Here is a 19,002-nt window from a genome sequence, read left to right as displayed (position 1 = left end):
TGCGCCTCACCGGGTTCCGTAAGCCCTGTCGAGCTCGTTGCGGTTCTGCAGGTCGGCCATGGTGGCGACCAGGTGCGCCAGCTGCGGCTTGACCAGCTCGCACACCGTCCGCTGGTCGGCCTGGATGCGCTGCATCAGGCGGCGCACCTCCTCGACCTGCGCGGTGTCCAGCGACTCCTGCGGCGAGACGGTGCGCAGGCGCTCGATCACCCCGGTGCATTGCGCTTCGAGTTCGGGAAGCCGGTCCCATTCCTTCGCCCGCGCCAGTGCCGCCATCAGCGACAGGATCGAGGCGAGCTGGGCATAGCAATGGACGACTTCGCTTCTGGCTGCCATCTTTTTCTTTCGTTCTCGTCGCGCTTCACTGATCGATCTCGCGCCACGCCGACGCCACGTTCTCCAGCAGGGCCTCGGCCTCGTCGAGTGCGCGCGGGTCGTCGTGCAGGTTGGCCTGCAACAGGCGGCGGATCACGTAGTCGTACAGCGATGCCAGCCGGTCCACCAGGTCGGCGCCCTCGGGGCCCGCGGCCTTGGCGTCCAGCCCGGCCTTCAGGCCGTTGTCCACGATCGCGATCGCCTTGGAGATCGCCTTGCCCTTGGCCGCGATGTCGCCGCTCGCCAGGTGGTGGCGCGCCATGCCGATGGCGGCGGCGGCGCCGTCGAACAGCATGCAGATGAGCTGGTGCGGCGAGGCGCTCATGGCCTGCGTTTCGACGCCGAGCCGCGCATAGGCGCCGGCGCCGGTCCGATGGGTATGGGGGGTGTACATGGTTGCTCCTTGCCGAGGCTTACTTGCCGCTGTTCGCCATGCTCTGGAACTGCTGCGTGAGGTAGCTGCTGGTGCTGTTCATCCGGCTGACCAGCAGGTCCAGCTGGGTGAACTGCGCGCGGTAATACTCGACCTTGGTGTCCACGCGGGCCTTCATCTCGTCGTACTGCTTGTCGAGGTCCTTCAGCGACTGGGTCATGCCGTCGGTGGCGACCTTGAGGGCACCACCCGTGCCGGTGACCTTGTCGACCAGCGCGCTCAGCTGCTTGCCATAGCCCGCCGTGCTGCCGCCGGCGCTCGAGAACAGGCCGGCCACGCCGTCCAGGTCGTTGGCAAGCGCGGTCTTCAGCTTGTCGGCATTGACGCTCATCGTGCCGTCCTTCTCGAAACCGACGCCGACCTCCGACAGCGTCGCCATGGTGCCGCCGCTCTGCGGCGAGGTGAGCGCCTGCCGAAGGCTGACCTGGATGTTGCGCAGCGTCGAGTCGCCCAGCAGGGCCGCGCCGGTCTTGCTGTCGGCGTCGAAAGCGGTCAAGGTGCCGGCCGTGCTCTGCAACGCGTTGTACGCCTTGACGAAGTCGTTGATCGCGCTCTCGACACTGCCCGTGTCGCGTGCCACGCCGAGGCTGCTGGTGCCGAGCTTCAGCGCGTTCAGCGTCACGCCCTGGATCGATTCCTTCACCGTGTTGCTCGCGCTGGTGACGGCGATGCCGTTGACCGTGAGCTCGGCGTTCTGCGCCGGGAGGGTCTGCTGCAGGTTCTGCGTGCCCGCCGGATCGTGGGCCAGCAGGTCCGACAGTGCCGCGTCGCCGGTGACGGCAATGCGCATGCTGGAGATCTTGCCGGTCTCGGTCGACGTGAGCACCAGGCGGTTGGGCGTGCCGCTGCCGTCGTTCACGATGCTGGCAGCCACCCCGGCCTTGGCCGCGTTGACCGCATCGCGGATACCTTCGAGCGTGTTGTTGCCCGTATCGATGGTGATGGTCTTGGCCGTGCGGGTCGCGTCGGGCGTGAAGCTCGCACCGCTGTACTTGCCGGTCACCGCGTCGTAGCTGCCGCCGGCGATGGTGCCGAAATCGATGGTCAGTGTGCCGGTGCCGATGGCGGTCTTGGCGCTGGCCTGGCCGGCCGCCACCACCGACTGCGCCTGCGCGAGCTGAGTGACGTTGATGCTGTACGTACCGGCCGACGCGGTCGCGCCGGCGCTCGCCGAGAGCACGTCGGCGGCACCGGCGGTGGCCTTCACGCCCTGGAAGAACGCCGGGTCGCCCAGCTTCCTGGCCGCGGTTTGCAGGGTGTTCAGCGCGCTCTGCAGCTGGCCGTAGGCAGAGAGCTTGCTCGTGAAGCTGACCTGGCGCTGCTGCAATTGCACCAGCGGCTGGCTTTCCGCGGTCTGGAGATTGGAAAGCAGGGTGCTCAGGTCCAGGTTGGAGCCGATGCCCAGGCTGCTGATCGATGCCATGAATGCGTTCCTTCTTGCTTCGCTGTCCCCTGCGGCCTGCGAATTCCAGGCCGCAGGGGACAGCGCAGGCGCCGCCGGGCTTGCGCCCGGAAGACCTGCGATGTTCTTCTTCGATCAGCGCAGCAGCGACAGCACGCCCTGCGTGGTCTGGTTGGCCTGCGCCAGCACCGAGGTACCGGCCTGCTGCAGGATCTGCGCGCGGGTCATGTTCGACACTTCGGTCGCGTAGTCGGCGTCTTCGATGCGCGAGCGCGAGGAGGACAGGTTGGTCACCGTGGTGCCGAGGTTCGAGATGGTGGAGTCGAAACGGTTCTGCACCGCACCCAGCGAGCTGCGCAGGTCGTCCACCATCTTGAGCGCGGCGTCCAGCTTCTTCAGCGGATCGACGGTCGAGGCACCGGCGAATTCGGTGGTGGCGGTCACGGCGCCGGCGGAGCTCAGCTCGATCGGCGCACCGGCCGGCGTGCCTTGCGTCACGGTCGTGCTGTCGGCGTCCACCAGTGAGTCGTTGTTGACCGTGTAGTTCTTGCCTTGCACGGTGACGTAGGCCTGGGCGGCGCCGGCGGCGTCGGCACCGACCTTGACCAGCTGCGCCGTCAGCGTGACGGGCGAGCCGGTCACGATGCCGTTGGCCGCGTCGGCGAAGTCGACGTCGACAGTGTTGATGTCCACCGAGCCGGTGGCGGAATCGACCGAGGCCGCGTAGAAGTCGTCGCCGAACTTCACGACGTACTGGTCGGTGGCGGCGCCGGTGGCGTCCTTCACGTTGTGCAGCGACAGGTCGCCGGCGCCCACGGTCTTGCCCGTGGCGGTCGACAGGGCCGTTGCGGCGGCGCTCAGGTTGGTCGCGTTGGGGGCGCCCGTGCCCGGGTCCACGGTCAGCTCGGCGGCGCCGACGTTCAGGGCCTTCTTCGAGATCGAGAAGCCGCTCAGGTCGAGCGAGTTGGAATCGATCTTCTTGAGGTCGATGTCGATGGTCTCGCCGTCGTTCGCGCCGACTTGGACGGACAGCTTGCTGTTGCCGGAGAGCACCTTCACGCCGTTGAAGTCGGTCTGCGCAGAGACGCGGTCGATTTCAGCGAGGCGCTGGTTGATTTCGTCCTGGATCGACTTCAGGTCGCTCGACGAGTTGCTGCCGTTGGCGGCCTGCACCGACAGTTCGCGCACGCGCTGCAGGTTGTTGTTGACTTCCTTCAGCGCGCCTTCCGTCGTCTGCGCGAGCGAGATGCCGTCGTTGGCATTGCGCTGGGCTTGCGTCAGGCCCTTGATGTTGGCCGTGAAGCGGTTGGCGATGGCCTGGCCGGCGGCGTCGTCCTTGGCGCTGTTGATGCGCAGGCCGGACGACAGACGCTGGATGGCCGAGTTCAACGACGACTGCGACGCGTTGAGGTTGTTCTGCGTGAGCAGGGAGAGACTGTTGGTGTTGATGACTTGCGCCATTTCAAACTCCTGTAGACAAAGGTTGTGGAATCCGGCCCTCCGGCCGCAACGCTGGACCCGCTCCCACCGTGAGACTCAAGCCATCGTTGTTGAAGTTATCGGCGGGTCTCTTCAAAGCTTTAGGGTCTGCACGAAAAAGATGCACACCCCGCCGGTTCCACAACCCACAGGACCGATCAGGCCGGCAGGCTCATCACTTCCTGGTAGGCGGCCACCAGTCGGTTGCGCACCTGCAGCCCGGTCTGGAAGGCCACGTTGGCCTTCTGCAGGTCGACCATCACGTCGTTGAGTGCGACGCCGGGGCGCCCCAGCTCGAAGGCCTCCGCCTGGCCGTAGGCCTTGTTCTGCGCGCTGCTGATCCCCTCGAGCGATCGCCGGAGCTCGGCGGCGAAGCCCGCCTGCGGGGCCGCCTCGGCGGCGGGGCGCGGCGCAATGCCGGACTGGAGCGCGGTCGCCCGCATCTGCTGCAGGACGGATTCGATGGCGGAAATGGACATGAAGACCTTTTCTTTTCTGGGATGACGCTGGCGTTGGAAACAGAAGCGCCATGGCACTCCCGCGTGTTTTCAGCGTAACAGCGGGGCTGCGAAAGAGAAGCGGCCAACTGACGGCAAAAACCCCGGCTGTTCGACCAATCGAATTGGCGAGCGCTGCCGAGAATCGATCGCGACACAAAAAGGCTGCTCGCGACTTCAACGCATGACTCCTCTTCGACGACTTCACCCGCTCCGCCACGCTCCGGCCTTCGCCGGGGCCTGCGCATGAGCACGGCAGCGCCTGCGGGCGCGATGCCGGCAGCGCCGCCCGCGGCCGCGTTCCTGGAACGGCTGCGCGCCCAACCCAAGCTGCCGCTGATCGTCGGCGCCGCGGCGCTGGTCGCGGCCGCCGCGGCCTTCATGCTGTGGAGCCGGCAGCCGGACTACAAGGTGCTCTACACCAACGTCTCCGACCGCGACGGCGGCGCGATCATCGCCTCGCTGACGCAGATGAACGTGCCCTACCGGTTCGCCGAGGGCGGCAGCGCGATCCTGATCGCCGGCGACAAGGTCCCCGAAGTGCGGCTCAAGCTCGCGGCCCAGGGCCTGCCCAAGGGCGGCGGCGTGGGCTTCGAGCTGATGGACAACCAGAAGTTCGGCACCAGCCAGTTCGCCGAGCAAGTCAACTACCAGCGCGGCCTCGAGGGCGAGCTGGCGCGCTCCATCGAATCCATCGGCACCGTCGAGTCGGCCCGCGTCCACCTCGCGCTGCCCAAGCCATCGCTCTTCGTGCGCGAGCAGAAGAAGCCGTCGGCCTCGGTGGTGCTGAGCCTGCACCGCGGCCGCAGCATCGACGAAGGCCAGGTCAGCGCCATCGTCCACATGATCTCCAGCAGCGTGCCGGAGCTGGACCCCAAGAGCGTGACGGTGGTGGACCAGCGCGGCAACCTGCTGTCGGCTGCCAATGCCGGCGCGCGCGGGCTGGACGTGAGCCAGCTCAAGTACGCGCAGGAGATCGAGCAAGGCTACATCCGCCGCATCGAGGCGATCCTGCAACCCATCCTCGGCGCGAGCAATGTGCGGGCCCAGGTCGCGGCCGACATCGACTTCTCGGTGGTCGAGCGCACCGAGGAGAAGTTCGCGCCCAACCAGGACCCGCGCAATGCCGCGGTGCGCAGCGTGCAGTCCAGCGAATCGAACCAGCTGGGCGCCACCCCGCCGGGCGGCGTGCCGGGCGCGCTGTCGAACCAGCCGCCGATGAATCCGAGCGCACCGATCACCGCGCCGCGGCCGCCGGCCAACGGGCCCGCCAATGGCGCCACGCCGCCCGGCGCGAACACCACGACGACGGCGACCACCAGCACCGCGCCCGCCGGCCCCAGCAGCTCGCGCAAGGACTCGACCACCAACTACGAGCTCGACCGCTCGATCCGCCACGTGCAGCAGGGCGCCGGCGCGGTCAAGCGGCTGTCGGTGGCCGTGGTGGTGAACAACCTGGGCAGCGCCGACGGCAAGGCCCGCGCCCTGACGCCGGCCGAGCTCGACCAGATCCGCAACCTGGTCAAGGAAGCCATGGGCTACAGCCAGGAGCGCGGCGACTCGCTCAACGTGCTGAACAGCGCATTCGCCCGCGACGGCCAGGACGACCCGCAGGCCGAGGTGCCCGTCTGGAAGGACCGCGACAACATCGAGCTTGCCAAGAGCATCGGCCAGTACCTGCTGATCGGCGTGCTCGCCCTGTTCGCCTGGTTCGCCGTGCTCCGTCCGCTGCTGCGCAAGCACCTGGCGCCGCCACGCGCGGCCGCGCCCGAAGCGGACCCCCCGGCCGCCGCCGCCGATTCCGATGACGAGGCGAGCGCGGCCCAGCTGAGCGCGCTCCAGCGCGAAGCCGAGCGCCGCCAGGCCGACCTCGATTACGTGCAGCAGACCGCCGAGCAGGACCCGCGGCTGGTGGCGACCTTGATCAAGCACTGGATGAATCCATGAGCGCCGTTGGCACCCGAAAAGCCGCCATCCTGCTGATGTCCCTCGGCGAGGACCGCGCGGCCGCCACCCTGCACCACCTGCCCACCACCGAGGTGCAGGCCCTGGGCGCGGCGATGGCCAAGCTCAGCCAGGTATCGAAGGAAGAACTGGCAGCGGTCCTCTCCGAATTCCGCCTGGAGACCGAGCAGCTCTCCGCCCTGCACCTGGGCTCGGGCAGCTACATCCGCGCGGTGCTGCGCAAGGCGCTGGGCGACGACCGGGCCAGCAACCTGCTGGAGGACATCCTGCAGCCCGACGAGCCGCACGGCGGCATCGAGCGCCTCAACGACCTGGAAGCCGGCGAGGTGGTGGAGCTGATCCGCGACGAGCACCCGCAGATCCTCGCCACGCTGCTGATCCACCTGGACCGCAAGAAAGCCTCCGAGGTGCTCGAGAAGCTGCCGGTGCGCCTGCGCCACGACGTGATCATGCGCGTGGCCACCTTCGGCGGCGTACAGCCGGCGGCGCTGGCCGAGCTCACCGACGTGCTGACCGAGATGCTCTCGGGCGAGGGTCTCAAGCGCAGCCGCCTGGGCGGTGTGCGCACCGCGGCCGAGATCGTCAACCTCATGAGCACCGCGCAGGAGGAAGAAGCGATCGCCCATGTGCGCGAGCACGACGAGGGCCTGGCGCAGCGCATCGTCGAGGAGATGTTCGTGTTCGAGAACCTGCTGGACCTGGAAGACCGCTTCATCCAGCGCGTGCTCAAGGACGTGGAATCCGAATCGCTCATCGTGGCGCTCAAGGGCTCGACGCAGGAGCTGCGCGACAAGTTCCTCAAGAACATGTCGCAGCGCGCCGCCGAAACGCTGCGCGAGGACATCGAGCTGCGCGGCCCGGTGCGGGTGTCGCAGGTCGAAGCCGAGCAGAAGGCCATCCTGCAAGTGGTGCGCCGCCTTGCCGATGCTGGCGAAGTCGTGATCGCCGCCCCGGGCACGGACGACTTCGTCTGATCATGAACCCGTCCAGAAATGCTTCATTCGCTTCCGGCGCGCGGCTGGCATCGGCCTACGCGCCTGCGCGGCCGCCCGCCGCGCCAGAGCCCGCCGCCAGGCCGGTGCTGTCGGCCTGGCAGCGCTGGGAAATGGGCACGCTCGAGAGCGAGGACGCGGCGCGCGACAACAACGTGCATGCCCTGGTCGTTCCGCGTGTCGACGCCGAAGCGCTTGCGCGCGACAACGAGCTCTCCCGCCTGCGCCTCGAGGCGCGCAACCAGGGTCGTGCCGAAGGCCACCGCGAAGGCCTGGCCAAGGGCCGCGCCAAAGGCCATGCGGAGGGCCTGGCCTGCGGGCTCGCCGCCGCCAGCGCGCACGCCGAGCAGCTGCGCGCGCTGGCCGCCACGCTGCCGGCCGCGCTGCGCCGCGCCGAAAGCGAGCTGGCCGACGCCATCCTCACACTGGCCCTGGACGTGGCACGCCAGGTGGTGCACCGCACGTTGCGCGCCGAGCCCGACTGGGTGCTGCCGCTGGTGCAGGACCTGCTGCATGCCGAGCCCGCGCTGCAAGGCGAGCCGCGGCTGCTGCTGCATCCGGAAGACCTTGCGCTGGTGAAGAACAGCCTGGGCAACGAGCTGCAGATCGCCGGCTGGCAGCTGCGCGCCGACGACAGCCTGGCGCGCGGCGGCTGCCGCGTGCAGTCCGCCAGCGGCGAGATGGACGCCAGCCTGGAAACCCGCTGGAAAAGCGTGACCGCGGCACTCACCCGCGACATCGGCGCAGCGGAGCTCTGATGCCGACCGCCACCGCCAATCCGCACCTGCAGTCCTGGCTCGCCACGCTTTCGCAGGCGCGCGTCGACGTCAACCGAACCGCCGCCACCATCACCCACTCCGGCCGCCTTACGCGCGCCGTCGGCCTGGTGCTGGAAGCCATCGGCCTGCAACTGCCCGTGGGCAGCGACTGCCTGATCGAACTGCCGCCCGGCTATCCCCATCGGCATGCCGAGGCCGAGGTGGTCGGCTTCGCCGGCGATCGCCTGTTCCTGATGCCGCAGACGGAGGTGGCCGGTCTGCTGCCCGGCGCGCGCGTGTTCGCGCGGCCCGGCATGGCCGATCACGGGGGCGACACCCACACCAAGCGCCTGCCGGTGGGCGAAGGCATGCTGGGCCGCGTGGTCGACGCCGTCGGCCGCCCGCTCGACGGGCTCGGCCCGCTGGACGTCGCCCGCAAGGTGCCGCTCAGCGCACCGCCCATCAACCCGCTGACCCGTGCGCCCATCGACGCCGTGCTCGACACCGGCGTGCGCGCCATCAACGCCATGCTGACCGTCGGCCGCGGCCAGCGCATGGGCCTGTTCGCCGGCTCCGGCGTGGGCAAGAGCGTGCTGCTCGGGATGATGGCGCGTTACACCAGCGCCGAGGTGATCGTGGTCGGCCTGATCGGCGAGCGCGGACGCGAGGTCAAGGACTTCATCGAGAACACGCTGGGCAAGGAAGGCCTGGCGCGCGCCGTGGTGGTCGCCGCCCCGGCCGACAACTCGCCGCTGCTGCGCCTGCAGGGCGCGGCCTACGCGACCTGCCTGGCCGAGTACTTCCGCGACCAGGGCAAGGACGTGCTGCTGATCATGGACTCGCTCACCCGCTACGCGATGGCACAGCGCGAGATCGCGCTGGCGGTGGGCGAGCCGCCCGCCACCAAGGGCTATCCGCCTTCGGTCTTCGCCAAGCTGCCCGCGCTGGTGGAGCGCGCCGGCAACGGCGCGCGCGACGCACAGGGCCGCGGCGGCTCGATCACCGCCTTCTACACCGTGCTCTCCGAGGGCGACGACCAGCAGGACCCGATCGCCGACTCCGCGCGCGCCATCCTCGACGGCCACGTGGTGCTGTCGCGCACGCTGGCCGAGGCCGGGCACTACCCGGCGATCGACATCGAGGCCTCGATCAGCCGCGCGATGACGGCGCTGATCCCGCCCGCGCAGTTCGACACCGTGCGCCGCTTCAAGCAGATGCTGTCGCGCTACCAGCGCAACCGCGACCTGATCAGCGTCGGCGCCTACGCGCCGGGACACGACCTGCAGCTGGACCAGGCGATCGCCCTCTATCCCAAGCTGGAGGCCTTCCTGCAGCAGGGGATGGACGAGCGCACCGACTATGCAGGCTCGGTGGCGCGCATGGCCGGTGTGTTCGATTGACCCCCGCAAGGCGCTCACGATGACCAGGAAGCTTCCCCTCGACACCCTGCAGGAGCTGGCCCGCACGCAGAAGGAGGAGGCGGCACGCCGCCTGGGCCTGCTGCAGAGCGCGCAGGTCAGCGCGCACCAGAAGCTGGACCTGCTGCTGCAGTACCGCCATGACTATGCCCAGCAGCTGCAGTCGCTGATGGCGCACGGCCTGCCGGCCTCGCAATGGCGCAACTTCAACAACTTCCTCGGCACGCTCGACGGCGCCATCGAGCAGCAGCGCGCCATCCTCAAGCAAGCCGGGCTGCGGCTGGACCGCGGGCGCGGCGACTGGCAGCACCAGGCGCGGCGCCTCAACTCCTTCGACACCCTGGCCGATCGCCTGCGCCGCCAGGAGCTCGCCGCGCAGGCCAAGCGCGAGCAGCGCGACAGCGACGAGCGCGCGGCGCGCAAGTTCATCGACCGCGCCGCCCAACCGAATTTCTGATCCTTCTCCAGGAACCGCCATGTCCACCTTCATTCCGTCCGTGGCCCTCCCCGCGAGTCCGGCGCAGCCGGCCCCCTCCGCCGGTCCGCGCGGCCGCTTTGGCGGCGACGACGACGGCGCACGCAGCTTCGGTGCTGCGCTGGAACGTTCGCGCGCCGGCGCGCGCCAGGCGCAGGATGCCGACGAAGCGGCCAGCACCGATGCCGCGAGCACGCCACGGAAGCCGGGCCGGCACGTCGGCAAGACGGACGAGCCGGGCTCGGCGCTGCTGACCATCGCACTGTTCGCGCCGCAGACCGTGCCCGCAGCGCCGACAGCCACCGCATTCGCGGCCGGCGGCACCGGCACGGGCGCGGCGGCACTGCAAGCGACCGACGCGGCCGTGCGGAAGGATGCATCGCTCGCGGCGACGGCCGCTGCCGCATCGGCCTCCGGCACCGGCACGGCGGGCACGGCCGATGCCGCGCCCGCCGAGGACGACGGCGCGGGCCGGCACGCCGAGCCCGCGGCAACCATAAGGCGCGTGGACGGGACCACGGCGGCCGGCGCCTCGGCCGCGCCGTCGAACAATGGCCTCGCGCTGCCTGCGACGCCGGCCCCCGGCGCGAGCACCGCGACCCTCGCGCAGCCAGCCGCGGCCGCCCCATCGGCGGCGCCGCTGGCCAGCGCCCTGCCGTCCGCGAAACTGGCGGGCGCGGCCGGCACGACGTTGGCCGCCACCGATGCGAAGGCTGCCGCGTCCACGCCTTCGCTCGACGTCGGCGAGGCCAAGCCCGTCGCCGCGGAACCCGCCCTTCCCGCAAGCGCGACGGACACGGAGTCCGCCTCCACGCCCGCCGCGCCACCCGCCGTGCTCGCATCGGCCGCCCCGATGCAGCCCGCGCTGGACCGTGCCCTCCCCGCGGCCAGCCCTGCACCGGCCCAGACGATTTCACCGCCCGTCGGCAGTGCCGAATGGGCCCCGGCGCTGGGCCATCAAATGGTGCGCATGAGCGCCGGCGGCCAGCAGGTGGCCGAGCTCAACCTCAACCCGGCAGGTCTCGGCCCGCTCAAGATCACCCTCAGCGTCGGCGACAACCAGGCCCAGGCCATGTTCGTCTCCGCGCACGAGTCGGTGCGCAAGGCGGTCGAGGCGGCGCTGCCGCAATTGCGCAGCACGCTGGCCGAACAAGGCATCAGCCTGGGCCAGACCTCGGTCGGCGCCGAGTCGCGGCCCTGGGCCGGCGCGGGCGGCTTCGCGCAGCAGCAGGAGCAGCGCCAGGGCGCGTCGGCGAACGGCGCTGCGTACCCGGGCGGCGGCCGCGGCGAATCCGCGGTCGCTCCGGTGCCCACGCGCACATCCGCGCCATCGCGCAACGCCGGCGTCGACACCTTCGCTTGACATGGCCGACGCCGCAGCCTTGCGCCCTTCGCGCGCGGCGGAAACGAACGCGCGATCTGAGGCCTTTTCCCGCGCTTGATCGGCGCTTCGTTTCGCCGCCCCTCGACCAAGAATAAGACCAACCTAACGTTGCTTCCCATGGCCACCAGTACCTCCCTTCCCTCCGCTGCCGCGGCGCCGCGCTCCTCGAAGCTGCTGATCGGGCTGCTGCTCGTCGCCAGCCTGGCCGCGCTGGCCGGCGGCGGCTATGCATTGAGCCGAAGCCGCCTGTTCGCGCATGAGGCACCGGCCGCCGCGCCTTCCAACACGATGCCCAAGCCGATCTTCGTGACCCTGGAGCCGCTGACCGTCAACGTGCAGTCCGAGGGCCGCAGCCGCTTCCTGCACATCGGCATGGCGCTCAAGGTCAACGACGAAGCGGCCAAGGCGCAGCTGGTCGAGTTCATGCCCGAGCTGCGCAGCCGCCTGCTGCTGCTGCTCTCGAACCGCCAGCCCGAAACGCTGCTCTCGACGCAGGACAAGGCCAGGCTCGCCGAGGAGATCCGCACCGAGCTCAACCGGCCGCTCTCTGCCGGCGCACCGCCGCAGGCGATCGCCGGCGTCTCCTTCAACACCTTCGTGGTGCAGTGATCAGCCTCCGCATCGGACACATCACCCATGGCCTATGAACAGGTGCTGTCGCAGGACGAGGTCGATGCGCTGCTGTCGGGCGTCACCGGCGGCGCCGTCGACCAGCGCCGCGCACCCGAGCCCCGTACCGAGGGCCTGCCCGTCTACGACCTCGGCGCGCCCGACCGTGTGGTGCGCGGGCGGATGCACACGCTCGAGGTCATCAACGACCGCTTCGCGCGGAACCTGCGCAGCGCCCTGCTGAACTTCATGCGCCGCAGCCCGGATATCTCGGTCGAGCAGATCCAGATCCAGCAGTACGGCGAGTTCGTGCGGCACCTGCCGGTGCCGACCAACATCAACATGCTGCACATGAAGCCGCTGCGCGGCACGGCGCTGTTCGTGTTCGACCCGAAGCTGGTCTTCCTGGTGGTCGACAACCTGTTCGGCAGCGACGGCCGTTACCACGTGCGGGTCGAGGGGCGCGACTTCACGCGCACCGAGCAGCGCATCATCAAGCGCCTGCTCAACCTCAGCCTGCAGTGCTACGGCGAGGCCTGGCAGCCGGTGTTCCCGCTGGCCTTCGACTACATCCGCGCCGAGATGCACGGCAAGCTCGCCAACATCGTGGCACCCAACGAGGTGGTGATCACCACCACGCTGCAGATCGAGTTCGGCCCGGTGGGCGGCTTCCTGCACGTGTGCATCCCCTACTCGATGATCGAGCCGATCCGCGACCAGCTGTCCAACCCCGTGCAGGACGAGGTCGAAGTCGACAAGCGCTGGGTCAAGCAGATGTCGCAGCAGATGCAGAGCGCCGACGTCGCGCTGACTGCCGACTTCGTGACCATCGACACCACCATCGGCGAACTGATGCGCTTGCAGGTGGGCGACGTGCTGCCCATCGAACTGCCCGCCACCGTGCTCGCGCGCGTCGACGGCATTCCCGTGATGGAGTGCGGCTACGGCGTTTCCAACGAACGCTATGCGCTGCGCGTGCAACAGATGATCTCCCACCAAGACAGCGATCCGAAGAGCGACCATGACTGACAACACTTCCTCCGGCGGCGACATGGACGACTGGGCCAGTGCCCTGGCCGAGCAGACCGCGGCCTCCGCACCCGCGCCCCCGCCCGCCAGCGCACCCGCGCCCGTGGCCGCGCCGGCCGGTGCCCAGGTCTTCCAGCCGCTGCAGAACACCCCCGCCGGTGCGGCGGCCTCGGTGGACATCGAGCGCATCCTCGACGTGCCGGTGCAGCTGATGGCCGAGATCGGACGCACGCGCATCACCATCAAGAACCTGCTGCAGCTGTCGCAAGGCTCGGTGGTGGAGCTCGACGGCCTGGCCGGCCAGCCGCTGGACGTGCTGATCAACGGCTACCTGATCGCGCAGGGCGAGGTGGTGGTGGTGAACGAGAAGTACGGCATTCGCCTGACCGACATCGTCACGCCCTCCGAGCGCATGCAGAAGCTCAGCCGTTCATGACGCCGATCCGCTCTTGCGCGCGCGGCACGGCCGCGCTGGCGGCCTGTGCGAGCCTGCTGTGCGCGCACGCGGCCCTGCCCACCGTGCCCGCGCCCGCCGCCGAGGCGGCGCCGGCCGTCGGCAGCTCCGGCCTGCTGCAAGCCGGGCTGGGCATGGTGCTGGTGCTCGGCCTGATCTTCCTGTGCGCCTGGCTGGTGCGGCGCTTCGGCCTGCCGCGCTTCGGCGGCAGTTCGCTGCTGAAGGTGGTGGGCAGCACCATGGTCGGCCAGCGCGAGCGCGTGGTCGTGGTGGAGGTGGGCGAGACCTGGCTGGTGCTGGGCGTCACCGCGAGCCAGGTCAACGCGCTGCATTCGCTGCCGGCGCAGGTGCTGCCCGCGGCACCGGCTGCCGCGGTCGGCGGCAGCACGAAAGCCGTCGACCTGTTTGCGCAGAAGCTGCGCGAATCCCTCGGCATCCAGGCCAAGCCGGGCGCCTGATGCGAAGCGCCTTTCGCCGCCACCTGCGTCGCGCAGGCCTGCTGCTCGCGCTGTGCCTGCCCGCGTTCGCCTTCGCTCAGGGCCTGCCGGGCCTCACCAGCACGCCCGGGCCGGGCGGCAGCCAGACCTGGTCGCTCAGCGTGCAGACCCTGGTGCTGCTGACCTCGCTGAGCTTCCTGCCGGCGCTGCTGCTGTCGATGACCAGCTTCACCCGCATCCTGATCGTGCTGGGCCTGCTGCGCACGGCGCTGGGCACCCAGTCCTCGCCGCCCAACCAGATCCTCGTCGGCCTCTCGCTGTTCCTCACCTTCTTCGTGATGGCCCCGGTCTTCGACAAGGTCTACGACGAGGCCTACAAGCCGCTTTCCGAGAACAAGATCAGCACCGAGCGCGCGCTCGAACGCGGCATCGCGCCCTTCAAGACCTTCATGCTCAAGCAGACGCGCGAGAACGATCTTGCGCTGTTCGCGAAGCTCGCCAAGGTGCCGGCGATGGAAGGGCCGGAGGACGTGCCGCTGCGCATCCTGCTGCCCTCCTTCGTCATCAGCGAGCTGAAGACCGCCTTCCAGATCGGCTTCACCATCTTCATGCCCTTCCTGATCATCGACCTGGTGGTCGCCAGCGTGCTGATGTCGATGGGGATGATGATGGTGCCGCCCGCTTCCATCGCCTTGCCCTTCAAGCTCATGCTCTTCGTCATGGCCGACGGCTGGCAACTGCTCATCGGCGCGCTGGCCCAGAGCTTCTTCACGTAGATCGGAATCCAGGAATGACACCCGAATCGGTCATGTCCATCGGCAGCCAGGCCATCCACGTCTCGCTCCTGCTCGGCGCGCCGCTGCTGCTGGTGGCGCTGGTGGTGGGGCTGGTCATCAGCATCTTCCAGGCCGCGACGCAGATCAACGAGGCCACGCTGTCCTTCATCCCGAAGCTGCTGGCCGTGTTCGCGGTGCTGGTGATCGCCGGGCCGTGGATGCTGGGCCACATGGTGGACTACATCCGCACGCTGTTCTCGAGCATCCCGCAGCTGGTGGCGTGAGCGTCGCTCGGCCGGTAGGCGATTGCCCCCCATGAACCCTTCGGTCTTCTCCGTCACGTCGGCGGAGCTGAACGCCTGGATGGTGACCTTCCTCTGGCCCTTCGTGCGCATGCTGGCGTTGGTCGGCACCGCGCCGATCTTTGGCGAACCGACCGTGCCGCGGCAGCTCAAGGTGGCGATCGCGGCGCTGCTCGCCATCGCGCTGGCGCCCGCGCTGCCGGCGATGCCGCAGGTGCCGGTGGTCTCGATCGGCGGCATCTGGATCCTGGTGCAGCAGGTGCTGATCGGCGCGGCCATCGGCTTCACGATGCGACTGATGTTCGCCGCCGTGCTGGCCGCGGGCGAGTACGTGGGCCTGCAGATGGGCCTTTCCTTCGCGTCCTTCTTCGATCCGATGAGCGGCGGCGCGACCATGGTGGTGGCGCGTCTGCTGCACATGCTGGCGATGCTGATCTTTCTCGCGCTGGACGGTCACTTGCTGCTGGTGGAGGCGCTGGCCGGGAGCTTCCAGGCCCTGCCGATCGCCGACGCCCCGCTGGCGGCGCAGGGCTGGCTGCTGCTGGTGCGCGGCGGCGCGCAGATTTTCGCGACCGGCTTCATGCTGGCGCTGCCGCTGGTCACCGCGCTGCTTACGCTGAACCTGGCGATGGGCATTCTCAACCGCGCCTCGCCCCAGTTCAGCATCTTCGCGGTGGGCTTTCCGCTGACGCTGCTGGCGGGGATCGGGATGCTGCAGTTGCTGATGCCGCAGCTGGGTGCGTTTCTGGCGCCGCGCTTCACGAGCGGGATGGCGTCGGTGATGGCGTTGATGCAGGGGTTGCGGCCTTGAGGAAGGGCGATCCGGGGGCACGGCGCGATGCGGCATCCTGCTCGCCCATAGCCTGCTGAGCCTGTGCCGCTGGAGCGACGTGCCGGCAGGAGGAAGCGACCCTAGTGGTTGAGGTACAACTGCACCCGACTTCGACCGCACGCTCAAGTCGAACCCAGTTCGTCTCGGGCATGCGATCGCTCGTTGCCGGATGCTTGCCCTCCCGCTGTCATCAAGCTCAAGGTCCCCTTCCCCACATGGCCACATTCGAATGGATCATCGTGCTGCTGCTCGGCGCAGCGTTGCTCGCCGCGCTGGCGATCCGGGTCGGCGCGCCGTATCCGACCTTCCTTGCGCTCGGCGGCGCATTGCTCGCCTTCGTGCCGGCCAGCCCGAAATGGACCCTCGATCCGCATCTCGCGCTGGCGCTCTTCGTCGCGCCCGTGCTGCTGGACGCCGCCTACGACACCTCGCTGCGGGACCTGCGGGCGAACTGGCGGCCGGTCACCGGGCTGGTCGTCGCCGCGGTCGGCACGACGGTCATTGCGGTCGCGCTCGCGGCGCGCTGGCTGGTGCCCGGCATGCCATGGCCCATCGCGATCGCGCTGGGTGCGATCGTCGCGCCGCCGGATGCGGCTGCCGCGACCGCGGTGATGCGGCAGATGAAGCTGCCGCACAAGCTCCTGAAGATCATCGAAGGCGAAAGCCTGCTGAACGACGCAAGCGCGCTGCTCATCTACCGGCTGGCCATCATGGCCGCGATGGCCGGACCTCTCGGCTTCGCCAGCTTCGCGCCGGTGTTCCTGCTGACGGTCTTCGGCAGTCTTGCGGCGGGCGTGGGCTGCGCCTATGCCTTGCGGCCATTGACGAGCGGTCTGCGCGAGGTGCCGATCGCGCTCATCGTGCAGTTCGCCTCGACCTTCGGCGTGTGGATCGCGGCGGAAGCCATCGGGCTGTCCGGCATCCTGACCCTCGTCGCGTATGCGATGACGATCGCGCGCCGCAGCGGCCCGCAGATGCCGGCGCGCATGCGCGTGCCGATCTTCGCGGTGTGGGAGGCGGTGGTCTTCGTGCTGAACGCGTTCGCCTTCGTGCTGATCGGGCTGCAGTTGCGGCCGATCTGGGAGCGGCTCGACGCCGGCGGTGCGCGGGCCGAGGCGGTCGTCACCGCAGCGGTGGTGCTCGGCGTCACGATCGCGGCGCGCTTCGCGTGGGTAATGAGCTATCACACCCTGAAGCGCCGGCTTCACAGCGCCGGCGCCGAGAGCGCAGATCCGCGGCCGAAAGCCGGCAACGCCATCGTGCTCTCGTGGGCGGGCATGCGCGGCATCGTCACGCTGGCCGCGGCCTTCGCGATTCCCGAGACGCTGCCGAGCGGAGCGCCCTTCCCCTACCGCGACCTGATCCTGCTTTGCGCCTTCACGGTGGTGCTCGGCACGCTGGTGCTGCAGGGCCTGACGATGAAGCCGCTGATCCGGCGCATGGGCCTGGTCGACGATGATCCGGTCGGCCGAGAGGTCCGGCTGGGCCGCACGCATGCGTACCGTGCGCTGCTCGACGCCATCAAGGACGACGACTCGCTCTCCGGGAAGCTGCTGCGCAAAGAATACGGCGCCGTCATCGCGCTGAACACCGGCCACACGGGCAATGCACCGCTCGACGAGGTGCCGGGCGGACCGCTGCGGCGCCGCGCGATTGCGGTCGCGCGGCAGCGCGCGTTCGAGATGCGGCGCGACGACGTGATCGGCGACGACGCCTATCGCGTGCTGGTGCAGGAGCTCGACTGGGCCGAGCTGAGTGCCGGCGGCGGCAGACGGGATTGAAGAAGGCGCCAATAAACCTGTGCTCGCCGCTGCGGCGTGTCCTCGAGGCCGCTCGTTGCCGACGGCCGGACCCGTCGCAGCCGCTCATCCAACAGGGGATGGCAATCGACCGCAGGTCTCAGGGAACATCGTCACCGTGATCGTGCGTCTGCGCGTCCGAGACCGCTTCCTCGCCGCGCCACCTGTTGGCGCGCCACCAGGCAAGCAGTTGCTCGAAATCGCCACCGAAGACGCGCTGCTTGAGCTCCTCCGCCACCATCGAGCAATGCGCGGCGCTGGCGAGGTCGAGCAAGGTGCGGGTCGCGATGTGGTCGCATTCGAGGTACGTGCGCTGGAGCGCCTCGATGCTGGCGGAGGCCAGGTGCGGCCGGTCTGGCGCCGGCGCCTGTGCCGGCGCTGGCGACGCGGCCGCCATCAGGACCAGCGCCGCCGCAGCGGCGCCAAGCAACAGTGGTGATGCCATGACTGACTCCCTTCGATTGCGCGTGTTCATCGCGTCAGGGCAGTCTAGAGATCTCCGACCGCCGCGCGAATCCCTCGCTTAGGGGAGCCCGCTGCCTCAGTGGAAGAAGAGCAATCGCGTGAACAGGGTATGCCCGGCCTCCGCGGCCATCAGCCAGACCAGCACCAGCAGCGCCAGCGGCGGCAGCAGGATGGCATAGACCAGCGACAGCCGCTCCCATGCCATGTGCATGAAGACGGAGACGATGAGGCCGGCCTTCAGCAGCATGAAGAGGATGATCAGCCCCCAGCGCAGGTAACCCTGGATGTGCAGGTAGTCCACCAGGTACGACATCGTGCTGAGCACGAACAGCAGCCCCCAGATCTTCAGGTAGAGGCTGATCGGATGTTGCTGGCCGGGATTCATGGTCTTGTTTCCTCACCAGAGATAGAACAGCGCGAAGATGAAAACCCAGACCAGGTCGACGAAGTGCCAGTAGAGCCCGGCGATCTCGACGATCTGGTAGTTGCCGCTTTGCTCGTAGTCGCCGCGAATCAGCTTGAAGGCGACGGTCAGCAGGTACACCACCCCGCAGGACACGTGCAGCCCGTGGAAGCCGGTGATCATGAAGAAGGCCGAGCCGAACTGCGCCGCGCCCATCGGATTGCCCCAGGGCCGCACGCCCTCCTGCATGATCAGCTTGGACCACTCGAAGGCCTGCATGCCGACGAACATCTCGCCGAACATCGCGGTCACCAGGATCAGCGCCGCGGCGTTCGCCCGGTCGCGGCGGTAGGCGAAGTTCACCGCCATCGCCATCGTCCCGCTGCTGCTGATGAGGACGAAGGTCATGATCGCGATCAGCAGCAGCGGCACGTCGGCGCCGCCCACATGGAGCCCGAACACCTCGCTGGGATTGGGCCAGGGCACGGTGGTGGAAACGCGCACCGTCATGTAGCCGGTGAGGAAGCAGCTGAAGATGAAGGTGTCGCTCAGCAGGAAGATCCACATCATCGCCTTGCCCCACGAGACGTGGAAGGCTTCGCGGTCGGAGGACCAGTCGGCGATCAGCCCGCGCCAGCCGGAGACAGTGGCGGCGGGCGCCAGGATGGGTGGTGCGATCGGAGGGACGGCGGCGGTGTTCATGCGTGGGGTTCCTCGT

The 19,002-nt window shown here is 69.1% G+C and carries 22 protein-coding genes; 14 read left to right on the top strand and 8 right to left on the bottom strand.

The genetic code is table 11. The features are described from left to right. Positions 1–6 precede the first annotated feature (6 nt). The 5 genes from J2739_RS13250 to fliE all read right to left on the bottom strand — a co-directional run bounded on the left by J2739_RS13250 (position 7) and on the right by fliE (position 4,168). Complete coding sequence (locus J2739_RS13250; RefSeq protein ID WP_309902328.1) at positions 7–336, bottom strand: flagellar protein FliT; 330 nt, start codon at positions 334–336, stop codon at positions 7–9. Between the two features lie 25 nt (positions 337–361). Beyond that, entirely contained in the window at positions 362–769 is a 408-nt protein-coding gene (gene fliS, locus J2739_RS13245; RefSeq protein ID WP_309902326.1) for a flagellar export chaperone FliS, read from the bottom strand. Positions 770–788: 19 nt separating this feature from the next. Then, entirely contained in the window at positions 789–2,231 is a 1,443-nt protein-coding gene (fliD, locus tag J2739_RS13240; protein ID WP_309902324.1) for a flagellar filament capping protein FliD, read from the bottom strand. A 114-nt stretch (positions 2,232–2,345) separates the two neighbouring features. Beyond that, positions 2,346–3,671: a FliC/FljB family flagellin gene (locus J2739_RS13235; RefSeq protein ID WP_309902322.1), complete on the bottom strand. Its 1,326-nt coding sequence runs from the start codon at positions 3,669–3,671 to the stop codon at positions 2,346–2,348. A 176-nt stretch (positions 3,672–3,847) separates the two neighbouring features. Beyond that, entirely contained in the window at positions 3,848–4,168 is a 321-nt protein-coding gene (gene fliE, locus J2739_RS13230; protein ID WP_309902320.1) for a flagellar hook-basal body complex protein FliE, read from the bottom strand. A 264-nt stretch (positions 4,169–4,432) separates the two neighbouring features. Here fliE and fliF point away from each other — a divergent pair, with 264 nt between their 5' ends. From fliF to J2739_RS13160, 14 genes are all read left to right on the top strand, one after another. Next, positions 4,433–6,133, top strand: coding sequence for a flagellar basal-body MS-ring/collar protein FliF (gene fliF, locus J2739_RS13225; protein WP_309902318.1), 1,701 nt, complete (start codon positions 4,433–4,435; stop codon positions 6,131–6,133). After that, positions 6,130–7,125 (top strand): flagellar motor switch protein FliG, encoded by a 996-nt coding sequence (gene fliG / locus J2739_RS13220; protein WP_309902316.1) that lies wholly within the window; start codon positions 6,130–6,132, stop codon positions 7,123–7,125. Before fliF ends, fliG begins: the two co-directional genes overlap by 4 nt. Positions 7,126–7,127: 2 nt before the next feature. Beyond that, positions 7,128–7,901: a flagellar assembly protein FliH gene (gene fliH / locus J2739_RS13215; protein ID WP_309902315.1), complete on the top strand. Its 774-nt coding sequence runs from the start codon at positions 7,128–7,130 to the stop codon at positions 7,899–7,901. Beyond that, positions 7,901–9,301 (top strand): flagellar protein export ATPase FliI, encoded by a 1,401-nt coding sequence (fliI, locus tag J2739_RS13210; RefSeq protein ID WP_309902313.1) that lies wholly within the window; start codon positions 7,901–7,903, stop codon positions 9,299–9,301. Before fliH ends, fliI begins: the two co-directional genes overlap by 1 nt. Before the next feature lie 19 nt (positions 9,302–9,320). Next, entirely contained in the window at positions 9,321–9,776 is a 456-nt protein-coding gene (gene fliJ / locus J2739_RS13205; RefSeq protein ID WP_309902311.1) for a flagellar export protein FliJ, read from the top strand. A gap of 19 nt (positions 9,777–9,795) precedes the next feature. After that, positions 9,796–11,157: a flagellar hook-length control protein FliK gene (locus J2739_RS13200; protein WP_309902309.1), complete on the top strand. Its 1,362-nt coding sequence runs from the start codon at positions 9,796–9,798 to the stop codon at positions 11,155–11,157. Positions 11,158–11,295: 138 nt separating this feature from the next. Continuing rightward, positions 11,296–11,787 (top strand): flagellar basal body-associated protein FliL, encoded by a 492-nt coding sequence (fliL, locus tag J2739_RS13195; RefSeq protein WP_309902307.1) that lies wholly within the window; start codon positions 11,296–11,298, stop codon positions 11,785–11,787. 27 nt (positions 11,788–11,814) lie between these two features. Further along, entirely contained in the window at positions 11,815–12,816 is a 1,002-nt protein-coding gene (fliM, locus tag J2739_RS13190) for a flagellar motor switch protein FliM (protein WP_309902305.1), read from the top strand. Further along, on the top strand, positions 12,809–13,252 hold the full coding sequence (gene fliN / locus J2739_RS13185; RefSeq protein ID WP_309902304.1) for a flagellar motor switch protein FliN: 444 nt from the start codon (positions 12,809–12,811) through the stop codon (positions 13,250–13,252). Before fliM ends, fliN begins: the two co-directional genes overlap by 8 nt. Next, complete coding sequence (fliO, locus tag J2739_RS13180; RefSeq protein ID WP_309902302.1) at positions 13,249–13,728, top strand: flagellar biosynthetic protein FliO; 480 nt, start codon at positions 13,249–13,251, stop codon at positions 13,726–13,728. Before fliN ends, fliO begins: the two co-directional genes overlap by 4 nt. Beyond that, on the top strand, positions 13,728–14,483 hold the full coding sequence (fliP, locus tag J2739_RS13175; protein WP_309902301.1) for a flagellar type III secretion system pore protein FliP: 756 nt from the start codon (positions 13,728–13,730) through the stop codon (positions 14,481–14,483). Before fliO ends, fliP begins: the two co-directional genes overlap by 1 nt. Before the next feature lie 14 nt (positions 14,484–14,497). Beyond that, positions 14,498–14,767, top strand: coding sequence for a flagellar biosynthesis protein FliQ (gene fliQ / locus J2739_RS13170; protein ID WP_309902299.1), 270 nt, complete (start codon positions 14,498–14,500; stop codon positions 14,765–14,767). 31 nt (positions 14,768–14,798) lie between these two features. Continuing rightward, positions 14,799–15,596, top strand: a complete 798-nt coding sequence (fliR, locus tag J2739_RS13165) for a flagellar biosynthetic protein FliR (RefSeq protein ID WP_309902297.1) — start codon at positions 14,799–14,801, stop codon at positions 15,594–15,596. A 236-nt stretch (positions 15,597–15,832) separates the two neighbouring features. Beyond that, positions 15,833–17,398, top strand: a complete 1,566-nt coding sequence (locus tag J2739_RS13160; protein WP_309902295.1) for a cation:proton antiporter — start codon at positions 15,833–15,835, stop codon at positions 17,396–17,398. Between the two features lie 118 nt (positions 17,399–17,516). Here J2739_RS13160 and J2739_RS13155 read toward each other — a convergent pair whose 3' ends face one another. The 3 genes from J2739_RS13155 to J2739_RS13145 form a co-directional block, all read right to left on the bottom strand. Further along, the gene (locus J2739_RS13155; protein WP_309902293.1) at positions 17,517–17,861 is read right to left on the bottom strand and encodes a hypothetical protein; all 345 of its coding nucleotides are present in this window, start codon (positions 17,859–17,861) and stop codon (positions 17,517–17,519) included. A 96-nt stretch (positions 17,862–17,957) separates the two neighbouring features. Further along, entirely contained in the window at positions 17,958–18,266 is a 309-nt protein-coding gene (locus J2739_RS13150; protein ID WP_309902291.1) for a cytochrome C oxidase subunit IV family protein, read from the bottom strand. Between the two features lie 12 nt (positions 18,267–18,278). Next, a complete protein-coding gene (locus tag J2739_RS13145; protein ID WP_309902289.1) occupies positions 18,279–18,986 on the bottom strand; it encodes a heme-copper oxidase subunit III family protein in 708 nt (235 codons plus the stop codon). Between the last annotated feature and the right edge of the window lie 16 nt (positions 18,987–19,002).

It is taken from the genome of Variovorax soli (assembly GCF_031454625.1).
In the GTDB taxonomy this organism is placed as follows: Bacteria; Pseudomonadota; Gammaproteobacteria; order Burkholderiales; family Burkholderiaceae_C; genus Variovorax; species Variovorax soli_A.
The sequence above is the reverse complement of the archived record's forward strand: the minus strand, read 5'-3'. Positions and strand labels throughout refer to the sequence as shown.